This is a genomic window from Psychrobacter sp. S1-30-MNA-CIBAN-0213, assembly GCF_040309845.1.
Lineage (GTDB): Bacteria > Pseudomonadota > Gammaproteobacteria > Pseudomonadales > Moraxellaceae > Psychrobacter.
Window position 1 is genome coordinate 72111 of sequence record NZ_JBEOPE010000004.1, and the last position, 17033, is coordinate 89143.

The following is a 17033-nucleotide window of genomic DNA, read 5'->3' on the forward strand; positions in this document are numbered from 1 at the left end:
GCTTTTATGAGTGAGCAAACCCCAAATACCGCTGCAAACGATGTTGAACAACTGATTCGTGATCAAATTAAAGATAATAAAGTTATCTTATATATGAAAGGTACGCCGCAATTCCCGCAGTGTGGTTTTTCAGCACGCTCTATCGAAGTGTTGACCCAAATCGGTCGTCCATTTGCGTTTGTAAATATTTTAGAAAATCCAGAAATTCGTGCAACTTTGCCAAAAATTGCCAATTGGCCAACTTTCCCGCAATTATGGATTGATGGTGAGTTGATGGGCGGGTCAGATATCATTTTAGAGATGTATCAATCAGGCGAGCTTAAGCCATTGGTTGAAGCAAACAGCCCTGCTGCTTAATGTTTGAGCGCTTGTATTGGACTGTATTAATGTCTAAATAAACGCCCCACAATATTGAAGCCAAGCAAACCCGAGTAGCCTTTCCTAATAAATTGGAATGGTTACTCGGGTTTTTTATTGTCTTGGTAATTGGTTGTTTTTATAGGTTTTAGCCCCATATAGTGTTCAAGATAAATCCAGTTTAAATAATAAGAGATACTTATGAATAATCAATTAAATAATAGTGAATTAACCGAACAGCAAGCCATTGACCAAAAAAACGATCAGCAAAGTGAGCAACAAGAAGCGATCGAGCAAGCTGCTATCGAAAAGCGCCGTGAACACCTAAAAAATGAATCTACGCGTATTATTGATATGGCGGGCAATGAGCCGAATTCAGCACTCAAATGTATCCATCAGCTTAGTGTGGCAGGTGGTGCGACTGAGAGTACATATGTCGCTATCGAACAACGTGTCATTGCGGATCAAGATACGGCGGGTGCTTATCACCTAGCATTGATGGCGCAAAACACGCCAGATTTACCAATTGATGCGCGTCAACTGATTGAACTGGTCGTCAATAAAGGCGATAACGATCAGCGCTTGGCATTACTCAAAAACTTACCACTGCCACCAGTTGAACTGATTAAAGAGCAGATTTTAGCAAGTGATGATGGTGATGCCATTGGGCAGATGAATGCCTACTTGCAAATTAACCCAGAGGGTTATGGTAGTCAGCATATGCTAGGTAGTGGTCACGCAGATCGCATTGTACCGCTTAGTCCTGGTAACAATCTAAGCTAAACCAGAATGATAACGATTGTAGCAATGACAATTAAACTTTAATGAGATGGCTCTTATGGCCTAACTTTTAAGGCCATAGGTTAATTTTAATAGTTTTTACCGTAACGTTTTTTAAGCAGCAAAAAATTGTTATAATTGCCAGTTATCTATTTAGTTTCTTTTGCTTTTAAAGATTTCTAACAACTTATCTTATCCGTTCTTAAAATACGATTGACGCCCTTTTATCACGCGACAAGTTATATTCAGTAATTGGTAACTTGTCGCTATAAACATCGTCATTCAAGCGAGGCATGCATGCAATATCCAAAACATTACGACGTGGTAGTCATCGGTGGCGGTCACGCCGGTACCGAAGCTGCTCTGGCAGCCGCACGTATGGGCGCGCAGACCTTGCTGTTGACGCATAATATTGAGACGCTCGGTCAGATGAGCTGTAATCCGGCGATTGGCGGTATCGGCAAATCACATTTAGTACGTGAGATTGATGCGTTGGGTGGTGCTATGGCATTGGCAACCGACAAGGCAGGTATCCAGTTTCGCGTATTGAATAGTCGCAAAGGTGCTGCAGTACGTGCCACCCGTGCGCAAGCGGATCGTATTTTGTACAAAGCCGCCATTCGTGAGACGCTTGAAAACCAGCCCAATCTTGATTTATTCCAACAAGGTGCTGATGATATTTTGGTAGAAAACGGTCGTGCGACTGCGGTTGTCACCTCGACAGGCATTATCTTTAAGACTGAAACTGTTGTACTGACTTCAGGTACATTCTTAGGCGGTGTTATTCACATCGGTCTTGAGAACTCAAAAGGCGGACGAGCAGGGGATCAGCCTTCCATTAAATTGGCAGACCGTTTGCGTGAGCTCAAATTGCCAGTAGGTCGTCTAAAGACAGGCACGCCCGCTCGTATCGATGCGCGTAGCGTTGACTTTAGTGTGATGACCGTACAGCCCGGTGATACACCGTTGCCAGTGATGAGCTACATGGGTGATGTCTCTATGCATCCTGAGCAGGTCAATTGCTATATTACGCATACTAATGCGCGTACCCATGACATTATCCGTGAGAATTTAGACCGCTCGCCGATGTTCTCTGGCAAAATCGAAGGCGTGGGTCCACGTTATTGTCCATCGATTGAAGATAAAATTCACCGCTTTGCCGATAAAGACAGCCATCAAATCTTTATCGAGCCAGAAGGTCTGACCACGCATGAGCTGTATCCAAACGGCATCTCGACCAGCTTACCATTTGATGTGCAACTAGACTTTATTCATAGTATGAAAGGTCTAGAGAATGCGCATATTACCCGTCCCGGTTATGCGATTGAATATGATTATTTTGATCCACAAAATCTAAAGCCGACGCTTGAGACCAAATCTATTGATCGCCTGTACTTTGCGGGTCAAATCAACGGTACGACTGGCTATGAAGAAGCGGGCGTGCAGGGTCTGCTAGCAGGGACGAATGCGGCGTTAGTGACCACTAATAATAGTGAGTTTGAAACTTGGACACCGCGCCGTGATGAAGCTTATCTTGGCGTGCTTGTCGATGATCTGATCACTCATGGCACTACTGAGCCGTATCGTATGTTTACTAGCCGTGCAGAGTATCGCTTATTACTACGTGAAGATAATGCGGATCAACGCTTGACTGAGACTGGTCGTAAACTTGGCTTGGTTGATGACGTGCGTTGGCAAGCTTATCAACAAAAAATGGAAGCCATCGCTACAGAATCCTCACGCCTAAAAGACATGTGGGCAACGCCTGCGAATGCTTTGGGACAAAAAGTCACTGAGCAAACAGGCGAAATACTTAGCAAAGAAGCGACTGCTTTTGATTTGCTGAAACGTCCGCAGATTCACTTTGCTGATATCGCTGCTATTACTGATTCGCAAGTCGCTGCACAGGTGGGTGAGCAGATTGAAATTTCTGTCAAGTACGCCGGCTACATTGATCGTCAGCAAGAAGATATTGATCAAATGAAGCGCTTAGAGAATACGGCGCTGCCAATCGATTTTGACTATAGTATCGTGTCAGGGCTATCAAATGAGATTGTGCAAAAGCTAACGCAAGTACGTCCTGCTACGCTTGCCCAAGCTGGGCGCGTGAGTGGTGTGACTCCTGCGGCTATTCAATTATTAGCCATGACAGTCAAAAAGCACAAAAAAGTCGCAGCAGCTTTGAATTTGTCGTAAAACATCACTAAAAAAAGAACACTGAGTAAAGAATCTTAAAAAGAGCTCATAACGTTGTTTCGTTATGGGTTCTTTTTATGGTCAAGCGCATAACAGTGCTCTTAACAATTTAAAAACAGCATAATACTGCTCTATTCTGTTTTGAGAACAAATAATAGGTAGAATAGGATTGTTAAAGATAATGGCGTTAGTCGATTACAGACAAGGAATGCTTTTATGCCTTATGATAAATTATCAGACTTACCGGATGCGGTAAAAGACAACTTACCCAAACACGCACAAGAAATCTTTCGTGCGGCGTTCAATAGTGCGAGTAAACAGTATGATGAGGAGTCACGTTGGTTTGCTACCGCATGGGCAGCCGTTGAGAATGTCTATGAAAAAAATTCTGACGGTAAATGGGTAAAAAAACCAGATCATAAATAGATATGCACTACACTGTAATGTCTCATTCTATAATGCAGCACTCTATAACATTTTAATCTTCCAATATTTAGGGCGTGTTGAACATTCACAAATACACCCTAATCCGACCTATAACAAGTATATGCTCATGGCTTTGAAAACATAGCTTTGGGCATATTGCTGATCCGAGCTTATCTATGATCGAAGCCATTGTTTTTGCGATTACTATTGTACTGCCCAACCTTGCTTTAATGGGATTGGGCTTTTTTATGCAAAGACGCGGCGAGGCGAGTCAGACCTTTATCGATCAGTCCTCAAGCTTCGTATTTAATTACTGTTTGCCATGTTTGCTTTTCTTTAGTGTGGTCGATAGTGATGTTGATTATGGCAAACAAATCACGCTGATAGTTGCTGGTATTTTAGTGACCTTTATCTTATTTATCGGTGCAGAAATTTATGCCAAGCGTTTTGTCAGTCGTCCAGCGGATCAAGGGGTATTTGTACAAGGTATATTTCGCAGCAATATGGCTATTATTGGACTGGCGACAGTTGCTAACGCCTATGGAGAGCTGGGCTTAAGTATCGGTGCGGTATATATGGGTGTGGTGACGATATTATTTAATATCTTAGCCGTTATTACCCTCAGCCGTGTGTCAAAGAGTGTAGACGATACGTGGGCTAGTCGCAGTACCATGATCATCAAAAAACTATTTACCAATCCATTAATTATCGCCTTACTAGCCGCCTTTGCTTACAAGGCTCTTATGTTGCCGCCACTCACTGGTGTCATTCATACGACTGGCGACTTACTAGCAGCTGTAGCACTGCCATTAGCACTGATTTGCGCTGGTGCTAGTATTGACTTAAAGTCGATGCTGCATCCTTCAGGATTATCCATGCAAGCCAGTATTGGCCGCATTGTTATTGCGCCAATAATCGCTATCACAGTAGGGTTGGGCTTTGGGCTGACGGGTGTACACATGGGGGTGTTGTTTTTAATGGCAGCATCACCGACCGCTGCTGCCAGTTATGTAATGGCAAAAGCAATGGGTGGTAACGATATCCTAGCGGCTAATATTTTGGCTTTTACTACCGTAGTAGGGATGTTTGGGATGGCGATTGGCGCGGCGATGTTACGTGCTTTAGGGTGGATGTAGTAACCATATATTATGGCAATTTAGAGAAGCTATCTTAAATCGCATTTTTTAATTTACCTAAAAAAACTGACAAGATTTTTATTTTGAATGTTTTTTAATAAAATAGTATTTACTGGGTGATGTTTCAACTTAGCATTAAAGTGTTATCGTTACGCCTATTGCCTTGCCTGATAGATAAAGGCATGATGATATGTATCTAAGTATTGAATAGATGGAAGTAACAATAACTTTATAATAAATACGATTATAAACTCACAAATTTAATAAGCAAGGAGTGCTCATAGTGCAGTTATTAAACAAAGCGGTAGTGACCGAACATCTTAATATGCAAGCAGCCATTGATGCCATTGAAGAATTATTACATCAGCAAGCGGCGCATCCTAATTGGATTAAAGCGCCTGAACGTCTAGTCATTGAAACCTTTAGTGAAGATAAGAAGCATAGCTCAGGCTCGCATTTATCAATGCCAGCAACTATTTATGATGGTGAAAAAGAGTACACTGCCGTAAAGCTCGTCACTATTTGCCCTGATAATCCTAGTCGTGATATGCCAACGACCACTGCTATTATCACCGTATCAAACAATGATACCGGTGAGATATTAGCGATTATGGATGGCATTTATATTACGCAGGTGCGGACGGCAGCTTTATCAGGTATCGCTACTAAGTATATGGCAAAGTCTGATTGCCAAAGTGTCGCTGTTATCGGTTGTGGTGGTATGGCCTATGAGCAGTTAAACGCCGTATTAACAGTACGCTCTGAAATTAAAACAGTGTATTTATGGAATAGAAATCATAAAGGTGCAGAGCAATTTAAAACGAGTTTTGCCCGTGATTATACTCAGTGGGACGTTGAAATTAAGGTTTGCGCAGAGTTAAGTGATGCGGTCCGTGATGCAGATATTATTAACGTAGCAACGCGTGCTACTGAAGGTTTATTTAGTATTGATCAAATTAGATCTGATACACACATCAATGCGGTAGGCGCCTATCAAGCGACAATGAAAGAGATCGGTAACGACGTCGTTGCAAACAGTAGCATGGTTGTCGTTGATGATTTGGCTGGTAGCCGTCACGAAGCAGGCGATTTAATCCAAGCGCATGATAACTCTGATTGTGCATGGACATGGGATGATCTCAGCGGTGATTTGCAAGCGTTAGCAACGGGGGCGTTAAAAGAAGAGACCACTAAGTCTGATGGAGTCACTTTGTTTAAGTCTGTAGGTGCGGCAAGTTTTGATGCGGCAGTTGCTTTATATGTCGCAAAACAGGCTGAACAAAAAAATCTCGGATCGTCAGTTGATTGGTAATCTTGTTTAAAAACACTTTGTATTTTAGTTACTTATAATAGTTGTTCGAACCGTAAAAAAGCCACCTTCTCTTATTTAAGAAGGTGGCTTTTTTAACGTTAATTCAGAATGCATTAATTTAAATTATCTCTATCGCGCTTATCTTTTCGCTGCTGTTTCCGTTTTGCAGTAGTATGATACGTCAGATAACCACCAAGTGCCATCACTGCGATAAATGCGATAATGTATAAAAATATTGATGAACCGATAAAAGTAGATGATTCCATGATCACAATCTCATTAGAGTTCATCATTAATTATGCAAGAGTCATATCTCGTTGTAAAGTAAACAAATTTAGCTCAGGTGTAAGTTCAAGTGAACGTAAACGTGCTGCCTGATCATAAACGTTCGCCGTTACAATTAGCTCATCTGGTTCGTATTTCGCAAGGAACTCAGCAAGCTTCGGTTTAACGGTCTCAACAGAGCCAATGAATGATATCGATAACGCATTGTCTACCATCATCTTTTCTGCTGGACTCCAGATCCTATCCATATCATGAGTCGGTTTTGGCATTTGACCCGTTTCACCGCGGCGCAAGCGCACAAAACTCTGCTGCGCTGAGGTAAAGTGATAATGTGCGGTCGCATCGTCATCAGCAAGTAGTAAGTTCGCTGCTACCATGACATAAGGCTTGTCTAAATTAGCCGAAGGCTGGAATTGCTCACGATACGTAGTAATAGCCTGATTGAGCATTTGCGGTGCAAAATGAGAAGCAAACACATAAGGTAGTCCTAGATGTGCAGCTAGGGTGGCACCAAATAACGATGAGCCTAAAATCCAAATAGGAACGTTTGATTTGGCTCCAGGGAATGCCTGTACAGGACTATTATCTGTGCCATCACCCAAGAAGTACATCAACTCTTGTACATCTTGCGGAAAGCGCTCAGCATCTTTCATTTGCCTACGTAAGGCCTGAAAAGTCGCACCATCTGTACCAGGGGCGCGGCCCAAACCTAAATCAATACGGTCGCCATATAGCGCTTGCAAGGTGCCGAATTGCTCAGCGATGACAAGTGGGGCATGATTGGGAAGCATAACTCCGCCTGCGCCAATACGGATGCGCTTAGTTTGACTACCAATATGCGATAGTAGCACCGAGGTCGCTGCACTAGCGATACCGGGCATATTGTGGTGCTCAGCCATCCAGTAACGGTTGAAGCCGACTTCTTCTGCTTGTTGTGCTGTCTCAACGGTCTGGGCGATACCTTCAGCGATGGTTTTACCTTCAGGAACGGGAGCTAAATCTAAAAAGGATAAAGGAATTGTGTTACTCATAAATCACCTATTTTTTTATGATGCCGCATCTCAACGACATTATTATATTTGTATTCAATTATAGTTATAGAAGGCACTAGTTTGACGTGACTGCTTACTGATTGTTCAATAGTTAGTATGATGGGGCGGTTATATTGAATATAAAGGTCAAGACTCAAGGTGATAACAAATCTTAATAATGTGATAAGCGTACAAGATACAATGTAGACTTTTAGCAAAAATAGCAGTATGAAAAGCAAACGGCACCGCTATCTATTGATAACGATGCCGTTGAATTTTTATAAACACAAGTGTTAATTAGCTATGCTTATAGTAGTTACTATTTAAAAAGCTACTGGCTAAACTGCTTTTGACACAGCTCCATAAAAGCACGGCCATATTGGCGAATTTCTGCATCATCACGTACAGCCATCCAGCTGGTAAAGCGACCAAAGTGATCTACTGGAATAGCCGTTAAATTTTGGTAATGACTTGGCTCAAAAGCCATTTCAGCGATAATACCAATTCCTAAACCAAGACCGACGTAGGTGCTTATCACATCAGCATCGAGCGCTGCTAATACAATGTCAGGCTCTAACCCTGCAGCCTCAAAGGTTTTATCAATAGCGCTGCGTCCCGTAAAACCCCCGTGATAGGTTACTATCGGATAGCTGGCGAGAGTAGGTAGGTCGATGGATTCTTGTCCGGCAAGCTCGTGATCACTCGGTACAATAATACGGTGTGTCCAATCGTAATAGCGATAACAGCGTAGATAATTGTTATGGAGCAACGACTCGGTTGCAATACCGATATCGGCCTGCCCACGAATAACCATCTGCGCGATAGTCTCAGGGTCAGCCTGTTGCAGGATTAAATTAACTTTAGGAAAACGCTCTTTAAATTCTTTAACCACTTGTGGCAATACATAACGTGCTTGCGTATGAGTGGTGGCAATCGTTAACGTACCAATATTTGGATTATTAAAATCAAGACTAAGGTTCTCAATCGTACGAATTTCAGCAAAGATAGACTCAATATGCGGCATCAGCGCGGTGCCCATGGTCGTAAGACCAGTTAAGCGTTTGCCTTGACGGACGAACACTTCGGTTTTGAGTTGGTTCTCAAGTGCAGCAATATGCTTTGATAAGCTTGACTGACTGGTATGCAATACCGTCGCTGCTTGACTTAGGTTATAGCCATTAATCACCGTATGCCACACCGTCTCCAACTGTTTGAGTTGGATTTGTAGATGCCGCTGATTGACCACTACGTCGATTGCCATAACTTAATCCTATTGTATAAATATACAAACCCTGTCTGTATATAAAAATAAAAACGTATAAATATGCAGTAAGCGACCAGTGTAAATCAAATCTATTATTCTTGTATATAATAAATAGCTATCAATTTATAATAATTAGGAATATAGAGGGGTTGCTTTGTACAATGTGAAGCAATGAGCCTAAATGAGACCAATATCATAAACAAAAAAACAGCTATCTTCTAGAAGGTAGCTGTTTGTGAAATAAGGGTTATTACGTTAGTGTTAGAAAAATTTTATTCTATATCTAATAATTGCGATTAATCTAGATAAACAAAATCCTTATGCGATATCAAAACGATCCGCGTTCATGACCTTGCTCCAAGCGCGGACGAAATCATTGACGAATTTTTCTAAATTATCGTCTTGCGCATATAGCTCAGCATAAGCACGTAGTATTGAGTTTGAACCAAACACCAAATCTACACGGCTTGCTTGCCATTTTGTTTTTCCGGTACCACGCTCGCGTACTTCATAAAGATTAGAGGTATGAGGTGTATCGTTGCTTGTCTTGACTGGATGCCACGTATAGTTCATATCAGTTAGATTAACAAAGAAATCATTAGTAAGCACACCAGGTCTCTTAGTAAAAACGCCCTGTTGACTCTGACCATGGTTGGTATCTAAAACACGCATACCACCGATTAATACCACCATCTCAGGAGCAGTTAATCCCATTAATTGAGTGCGATCAAGCAGCATTTCTTCAGGCGCTACGGCATAGTTGCCTTGTACCCAATTACGATAACCGTCGTGCAATGGCTCTAAATCTGCGAAAGATTCAGTATCGGTCATTGCTTCTTCAGCATCACCGCGTCCTGCTTTAAATGGCACATTAATATCTACGCCAGCATCAACTGCAGCCTGTTCAATCGCAGCATTACCAGCTAGAACAATGAGGTCAGCTAAGCTAACATCTTTTTCAAACTCAGCTTGAATACGTGTCAATGTTTCAAGCACGCGTTGTAGTTGTGCTGGCTCATTACCGATCCAGTCTTTTTGCGGCGCAAGACGAATGCGCGCACCGTTAGCACCGCCGCGATAGTCTGAGACACGGAAAGTACGAGCGCTATCCCAAGCAGTGATAATCAACTCTCGGCGGCTCAAATCGCTGTCTAATATTTGCGATTTTAAAGTGGCCATATCATCAATCGTCAATTCAGTATTGCCTGTCGGAATAGGATCTTGCCATACAAAGTCTTCGCTTGGCACATCTGACCCTAAGTAGCGAGCTTTTGGTCCTAAGTCGCGATGCGTCAGTTTAAACCAAGCCTTAGCAAATACTTTATCGAAGTACTCTGGGTTTTGATGAAATTTCTCTGAAATCTCACGATAGATAGGGTCTTTTTTTAGTGCCATATCAGCATCGGTCATGATCGGATTACGGCGTACACTTGGGTCATGCGCATCTAATGGGCGATCTTCTTCACGAATATCGGTAGGCTCCCATTGCCATGCGCCTGCTGGGCTTTTGGTTAATTCCCAGTTATGACCTAAGAGTAGCTCAAAATAACCATGATCCCATTGGGTTGGGTTGGTAGTCCATGCGCCTTCAATACCACTCGAAACCGTATCGCCTGCATTGCCTTTACCTTGAGGATTACGCCAGCCTAAGCCTTGTTCAGCCATATCCGCAGCTTCTGGCTCATCTTCTAGTATCGTTGCATCGCCATTACCATGACACTTACCAACGGTATGACCACCAGCAGTCAATACTACCGTTTCTTCGTCATTCATCGACATACGGGCGAAGGTTGTGCGCATATCTTGAGCTGTTTTTAGTGGATCAGGGTTGCCATCGACCCCTTCAGGATTGACATAGATCAAACCCATTTGTACCGCTGCGAGTGGGTTTTCGAGTGATGTACGCTCTTGGTCACTCTCGTAGCGATTTTCAGTTGCAGCAAGCCATTCACGCTCAGAGCCCCAGTAAATATCTTTTTCTGGATGCCAAATGTCAGCGCGACCACCAGCGAAACCTAAGGTTTTAAATCCCATCGACTCATAGGCCATGTTACCAGCCAAAATCATCAAATCAGCCCATGATAGTTTATTGCCATACTTTTTCTTGATAGGCCATAATAGGCGACGTGCTTTGTCTAAGTTAACATTGTCAGGCCAGCTGTTCAGTGGTGCAAAGCGTTGATTGCCTGTATTAGAGCCGCCACGACCATCAGCACTACGATAAGTACCAGCCGAATGCCAAGCCATACGAATCATCAGACCACCATAATGACCCCAATCTGCTGGCCACCATTCTTGTGATTCAGTCATCAAAGCTTTCAAATCTTGTTTGACGGCTTCTAAATCTAACTGTTTAAATGCTTCAGCATAGTCAAAGTCAGCACCCATTGGATTAGTTTTTTGGTCTTGCTGATGTAAGATATCTAAATTCAAGCTATTCGGCCACCAGTCGGTTGCTGCAGAAGCAGTGGTGGTGTGCGCTTGATGCATGACAGGACAGCCGCCCATGCTAGGACGTTGCGGTGCATGTGATTGGTCTACATTTTCACTATGGATAGTTGGACCTTTATCATCGCCTTGATCGTAGGTCGTGTTAGTTGCGACATTATTGTGAGCATCGTCACTACCGTGTTCAACTGGGCAACGTCCAGTTTCTAGTGGTGCATTTTTGTCAGTTGGGGTCGAGTTGGACATCGTATAACTCCTAGGCTCTTGTGGTAAATAAGATAACTGGCTAATTACGATAATTATCGGTCATATATAAAGCATATATAAAGACTATTTATTTATAAAACTCATATATAAGAATTATAAGTTTTATATAACTCATCGTAATTCAATCGTCATAAAAAATTTTAGGTTTATTTTTTTTCATTCTACTGCTGTATTTTTATTATATTGCGGTAGAAAGCTATAACGTTACATTAGTCCTTAATGATAGTAATGAAAAATTGTGTAATAAATAGCTATCAATTAATATTTCTGCAAGCTAATGCTACATAGATTTACTATGTAAATTGACATATGGTTGTTGAGATAGGTCTCAAGCGTTTTAATGCAAAAATATCGTTAGAATGTCTAGTCAAGGTAGGCGTTCTGAAGTACCATAATTCAATTTTGCTGCAAGTGTGGCTTTCTTTATGCAACTCTAAGCAACTTTTATCGATTTTTAGTGTTAATTATTGCTGCTAACGATTGATAAGAATTGTGCATAGTTGTGTTCTTTGTCTCAAGTTTTGGTGAGTTGTTATGTCTGCTGTCCAACCTGTGCCCCCCAATCCTCCAGTCGCCAAAAAGTCATGGGGAGACGCGGCCAAAGCCTATCTCGACCGGCGCGCTATTATCATGCTGTTCTTAGGGTTTGTTGCTGGTATTCCCATTTTGCTTATATTTTCAAGTCTTTCATTATGGTTGCGTGAGGCAGGTATTGATCGCGGCGTAGTAACGATGTTTAGTTGGGCAGCGCTTGGTTATTCGTTCAAATTTATTTGGGCGCCATTAGTCGATGCAGTACCACTTCCTATATTAACCAAACTACTAGGTCGACGTCGTAGCTGGATATTAGTCGCTCAGTTGATGATTATTTTGGCGATTTGCCTCATGGCTAGTGTCAACCCAACCAATGAAGGCAGCCTTGTTTATATGGCAATTGGCGCAGTATTGCTTGGTTTTTCTTCTGCTACCCAAGATATTGTCATTGATGCGTACCGTATTGAGCTTGCGCCTCCAAGCCTCCAGTCAGTGTTATCGGCGATGTATACGGCTGGTTATCGTTTAGGGATGATTGTCGCAGGGGCAGGCGCGCTATATTTAGCAGATTATTTTGGCTCAACTGAAACATTTTATAGTTATGAGGCGTGGCGTAATACTTACTGGGTTATGGCAGGGGTCATGGGAATTGGTGTAGCGACCACTTTGATCATTCATGAACCAGTCAGTAATCAGGTGCGTGTTGAACGTAAAACCTCGGACTATTCGCGTTTAGTATTGGTATTTGCTTTATCGGTCGTAGGCTTTGTATTCATATTTGCTAATTTGGGATCGTTATTGCCCGAAACGGAAAGTGCGCTTTTAGGGTTTCTGTATGAATTAGTACGTATGGTATTGAGCTTAATAGTTGCCTTGATTATTGGTTATGGGTTAGTGAAGGTCAATCTCGTAGAAGCAGAAGTCGCCAAAACAACTTGGGTTGAGCCTATTGCTGACTTTTTCCGTCGTTATGGCAAAAAAGCATTATTGCTCCTAGCACTTATTGGTTTATATCGTATTTCAGACATTGTCGCAGGTGTGATTTCCAACGTTTTCTATCAGGATATGGGTTTTACTAAGACTGATATTGCCAATGCTGTCAAATTGGTCGGCGTCATTATGGTGATTGCTGGCGGCTTTTTAGGTGGGTTATTGGCACAAAAACTGCGTATGATGCAGGCAATGATGGTCGGGGCAATATTGGCTTGTACCACCAACTTGTTGTTCGTATTGTTGACATATCATCCAGGTAGCATGCCTTACATGTACCTAGCTGTGATCTTTGATAACCTTGCTGCAGGTCTTGCTAGTGCTGTATTCATTGCTTTCTTGTCTGCACTGACCTCTATTCGCTTTACCGCTGTACAGTATGCGATATTTTCATCACTCATGACCTTATTGCCAAAGGTACTGGGTGGTTATTCTGGTACCATCGTTGATAGCACCAGTTATCCGTTCTTCTTTATCTTTACCTTCGCTATTGGTATTCCTATTTTGGCATTAATTTATTTTGTCGATAAGCATATTGTCATTGGTGATAATGACGACATTTATGGCGACGATGACACTAATAATGATGGTGATAATAATGGTAAACCGATACTAACGAAGGCGAACCCTAATTTGACAAATACCAATGAGCCACCACGGGCTACCGATTAAGCCTGAGATAAGCAAATAAACGATGTTTAAGAGTCAGTAATGATACTACCTAAAGTACAGAACATGACAGTAAAGCAAATCAAGCAGCAAAGCCATCAACCAATGGAAAATGTAGCGGCAGCTGGGGTTTCAGTAAATGAGATGCCTAAGTTTTGGATAACAGACTGGCTACTACATGTGTTGGATAAGCCTGCCATATCCTTAATCACTGATGAAAGCTATGAGCTGACTGAGTCCGAGTATGAGCAGTTCTATGCAGGTGTGGTTCAGATGCAAACAGGTACACCGCTCGCTTATTTAACGGGACAGCAAGAGTTTTGGTCGCTCAACTTTACCGTTAATGAGCATACTTTGATACCTCGACCTGACACTGAAATTTTGGTCGAACAAGTTTTAAATTGGATACATTCTAAGCCAAAAAATGCAGGTGATGATAATAAACCAAAGCGCTTGTTAGATTTGGGTACTGGCTCAGGATGTATTGCCATTAGCTTGGCACATGAGTTAAAACACAAATCGAAACATGGTAACTGGCAAACGGTAGCAGTTGATTTATCGCTAGAAGCGTTGAAAGTTGCTAAACATAATGGCGTTATCAATGATGTCGCCAATATTGAGTTTGTACAAAGCAGCTGGTATGACGAGCTGTCTACTCAGGACGAGAGTTTATTCGATGTGATTGTCTCAAATCCACCTTATATTGATGAGTCTGACGAACATTTAGCACGCTTAATAGCTGAACCGATTAGTGCGTTAAGTGCCCCTAATCATGGATTGGCCGATATAGAGCATATTGTCCAGCAAGCGCCGCAATATTTATATAAAGGTGGACTGTTGGCGATTGAACATGGTTTTGATCAAGGTGAAGCAGTACGTCAAATATTGTCAGATAATGACTTTACAGCGGTACAAACGGTGCAGGATTTTGGCGGCAATGATCGGGTTACGTTGGGGCAGCTTTGATAATTGTATTTTTTATGCAGTAATCTAAGTAATAATTTTGGTGATAAATATGACTTATTCAGCAGAGACAGTTGCGCTATCAGATGATGATTTGATGCGTTATGCGCGGCAGGTATTGCTCGAGGGCTGGGATATCGATGCGCAGCTACGTTTGAAAGTATCGCGAGTGGTCATGATAGGCGCAGGCGGCTTAGGTTGTCCGGCTTCTGAGACCTTAGTACGTGCAGGACTTGGGCAAATTCATCTGATTGATGATGATGAGATTGAGGCAAGCAATTTACAGCGGCAAACGCTATTCTTACCTGAAGATATCGGTAAGCCCAAGGCGTTGACCGCTGCCGAGATGTTAGAGAGGATTAATCCTTTAATAACTGCTCGTGGTACGGTTGCACGGCTGAGTGAAGACAATGCTTATGATTTGCTTGATATGGCGACAGGTAAGCCTGATCTTTTATTAGATTGTACCGATAACTTTGCGACGCGTGACATCATTAATCGCATTAGTGTGCGCTACCAGATCCCTTTATTATCTGCCTCAGCGATAGCCATGCAGGGACAATTAGCGTTGTATGAGCCGCATCTTAATACAGGCTGCTATCATTGCGTGTTTGGCTCAGTAGCAGTTGATGCAGAGGCTGATGAACGTACCTGTGCCAATTCAGGGGTGCTCGCCAGCACGACAGCCATCATGGGTAATTTGCAGGCCAATGCTGCGTTGCAGTATTTGGGATTAACCAAAAATCCACTGACAAACAAACTGCTAATATGGGATGGTAGCCAGATGCAGCAACGGTTGATGGGCTACCGACAAGATGTTCATTGTCCGGTTTGTGCCAATTTTTCCCAATGATTTTTAAGCAGACCATTAGCAAGCGTTCAACTCGTTCATATTTTACTTTACTTATTCTTATCCCTTCTTTTTATTACCATAGTTGTTTCTTATGAAAATTCATCGCCCTCATTTACTAAAGCATTCGTTCAATGTGGTTAACCGTATGCGTCAGACGGTCAGTGTCGCTGGCTTATCTGCGCTAAGAGTCGCAAAAGGCGAGAAGCCTGATGCAAGATTATTAAAGGATACCTTTGAGCAGCTTGGTACTACTTATATTAAAATTGGCCAGTTTATAGCCAGTACGCCATCTTTATTCCCGCGTGAATATGTAGAAGCGTTTCAAGATTGTTTGGATCAAACGACCCCATTATCCTACGCTTACATCAAGCAGGTATTGACGGCTGAGCTGGCAGTCGATGGGCAAACGCTGTCTGATAAGTTTGCATTTATTGACGAAAAACCATTAGCATCAGCCTCCATCGCCCAAGTGCATGCCGCGCGTTTGCATAATGGTGATGAAGTGGTATTAAAGGTGCAAAAGCCTGAAGTCGAAACCATTATGCAAACCGATTTAGGCGTGTTGCATGGAGCGACCAAACTGATTGAGCTGCTAATGCCTTCGATGAGGTTTGCTAGTATCGCACCGATTATCGATGAGATTCGTTTGCGCATGCTTGCTGAGACTGATTTTATTGCTGAAGCCCAAAACATTCGTGATTTTCAGCAGTTTTTAGCTGTATCAGGGAATACCAAGGTGGTTGCGCCGCAAGTCTATGATGAGCTGACCACTAAGCGCGTGCTGACTATGAGTCGGTTACATGGCGTCTCCATGATTGATGAGTCGGCAATGCGCCAGTATTGTGATGACCCAGCCCAAGTGATGGCAGATACGTTGAATACGTGGTTTGCAAGCCTTATGTTCTGCAATAGTTTCCACGCTGACCTGCATGCAGGCAACTTAATGCTCTTAACCGATGGCCGAATTGGCTTTTTGGATTTCGGTATTGTGGGCAAACTAAAGGCCGAAAGTTGGCGTGCCTGTATGGGCATGATGCAGGCCTTGCAAGATAATAACTATCAAGCAATGGCACAGCATATGATCGATATGGAGATGACCCGTGGTCGTAGTAATGTCGATGAGCTTGATTTAGCAAATGATTTACAACGCATGATGAAAACCATCATGGCAGAAGATATTACGTTTACAAGCGGTGTGCCTTTTAACAGTAAAGAGCAGGCTGATGAGCTGAATAAAATGATGCTTGAAATCGTTGAAGTGGGTAAACGTCATGGTATTCATTTCCCACGTGATTTTGCTTTACTGACCAAGCAGCTGTTATATTTTGATCGGTTTATGCGTACTTTAGCCCCTGATATGGATATGTTTAGCGACCAACGGGTACAGATATTAGGGCAGACCGATACAGAGCAACCTTCAACGCCCGCACTTAACGTTTCGTAGTTTTTAAGTAGCTTTTATTCGGTTTTTATAGTGTATTTCCGATTTTAAGTATTATCTGTAGATTTTTAACACAAAGGA

General features: G+C 42.4%; 14 protein-coding genes. 10 read left to right on the forward strand and 4 right to left on the reverse strand.

Going from position 1 to position 17033, the window contains the following annotated elements:
* Positions 1–6: 6 nt before the first annotated feature.
* From grxD to AAEY87_RS05380, 6 genes are all read left to right on the forward strand, one after another.
* On the forward strand, positions 7–357 hold the full coding sequence (gene grxD / locus AAEY87_RS05355; protein ID WP_068035543.1) for a Grx4 family monothiol glutaredoxin: 351 nt from the start codon (positions 7–9) through the stop codon (positions 355–357).
* A 201-nt stretch (positions 358–558) separates the two neighbouring features.
* Entirely contained in the window at positions 559–1140 is a 582-nt protein-coding gene (locus tag AAEY87_RS05360; protein WP_350656254.1) for a hypothetical protein, read from the forward strand.
* Between the two features lie 294 nt (positions 1141–1434).
* Positions 1435–3333, forward strand: a complete 1899-nt coding sequence (gene mnmG, locus AAEY87_RS05365) for a tRNA uridine-5-carboxymethylaminomethyl(34) synthesis enzyme MnmG (RefSeq protein ID WP_068327390.1) — start codon at positions 1435–1437, stop codon at positions 3331–3333.
* 216 nt (positions 3334–3549) lie between these two features.
* Positions 3550–3759 (forward strand): ChaB family protein, encoded by a 210-nt coding sequence (locus AAEY87_RS05370; protein ID WP_068035549.1) that lies wholly within the window; start codon positions 3550–3552, stop codon positions 3757–3759.
* 176 nt (positions 3760–3935) lie between these two features.
* A complete protein-coding gene (locus AAEY87_RS05375) occupies positions 3936–4895 on the forward strand; it encodes an AEC family transporter (RefSeq protein ID WP_350656255.1) in 960 nt (319 codons plus the stop codon).
* A gap of 283 nt (positions 4896–5178) precedes the next feature.
* On the forward strand, positions 5179–6207 hold the full coding sequence (locus tag AAEY87_RS05380; RefSeq protein ID WP_350656256.1) for an ornithine cyclodeaminase family protein: 1029 nt from the start codon (positions 5179–5181) through the stop codon (positions 6205–6207).
* A 113-nt stretch (positions 6208–6320) separates the two neighbouring features.
* Here AAEY87_RS05380 and AAEY87_RS05385 read toward each other — a convergent pair whose 3' ends face one another.
* From AAEY87_RS05385 to katG, 4 genes are all read right to left on the reverse strand, one after another.
* Entirely contained in the window at positions 6321–6473 is a 153-nt protein-coding gene (locus AAEY87_RS05385; protein WP_350656257.1) for a hypothetical protein, read from the reverse strand.
* 30 nt (positions 6474–6503) lie between these two features.
* Positions 6504–7523 (reverse strand): LLM class flavin-dependent oxidoreductase, encoded by a 1020-nt coding sequence (locus AAEY87_RS05390; RefSeq protein WP_350656258.1) that lies wholly within the window; start codon positions 7521–7523, stop codon positions 6504–6506.
* Positions 7524–7854: 331 nt separating this feature from the next.
* Positions 7855–8784: a LysR substrate-binding domain-containing protein gene (locus tag AAEY87_RS05395; protein ID WP_068035558.1), complete on the reverse strand. Its 930-nt coding sequence runs from the start codon at positions 8782–8784 to the stop codon at positions 7855–7857.
* A 321-nt stretch (positions 8785–9105) separates the two neighbouring features.
* A complete protein-coding gene (katG, locus tag AAEY87_RS05400; RefSeq protein ID WP_350656446.1) occupies positions 9106–11295 on the reverse strand; it encodes a catalase/peroxidase HPI in 2190 nt (729 codons plus the stop codon).
* Positions 11296–12036: 741 nt separating this feature from the next.
* Between katG and AAEY87_RS05405 the strand changes: the two genes are divergently transcribed.
* From AAEY87_RS05405 to AAEY87_RS05420, 4 genes are all read left to right on the forward strand, one after another.
* Complete coding sequence (locus tag AAEY87_RS05405) at positions 12037–13698, forward strand: AmpG family muropeptide MFS transporter (RefSeq protein ID WP_068035559.1); 1662 nt, start codon at positions 12037–12039, stop codon at positions 13696–13698.
* 39 nt (positions 13699–13737) lie between these two features.
* Entirely contained in the window at positions 13738–14661 is a 924-nt protein-coding gene (gene prmC, locus AAEY87_RS05410; protein ID WP_350656259.1) for a peptide chain release factor N(5)-glutamine methyltransferase, read from the forward strand.
* A gap of 49 nt (positions 14662–14710) precedes the next feature.
* Positions 14711–15511, forward strand: a complete 801-nt coding sequence (locus tag AAEY87_RS05415; RefSeq protein WP_350656260.1) for a HesA/MoeB/ThiF family protein — start codon at positions 14711–14713, stop codon at positions 15509–15511.
* Positions 15512–15602: 91 nt separating this feature from the next.
* The gene (locus tag AAEY87_RS05420; protein ID WP_350656261.1) at positions 15603–16955 is read left to right on the forward strand and encodes an ABC1 kinase family protein; all 1353 of its coding nucleotides are present in this window, start codon (positions 15603–15605) and stop codon (positions 16953–16955) included.
* Positions 16956–17033 lie beyond the last annotated feature (78 nt).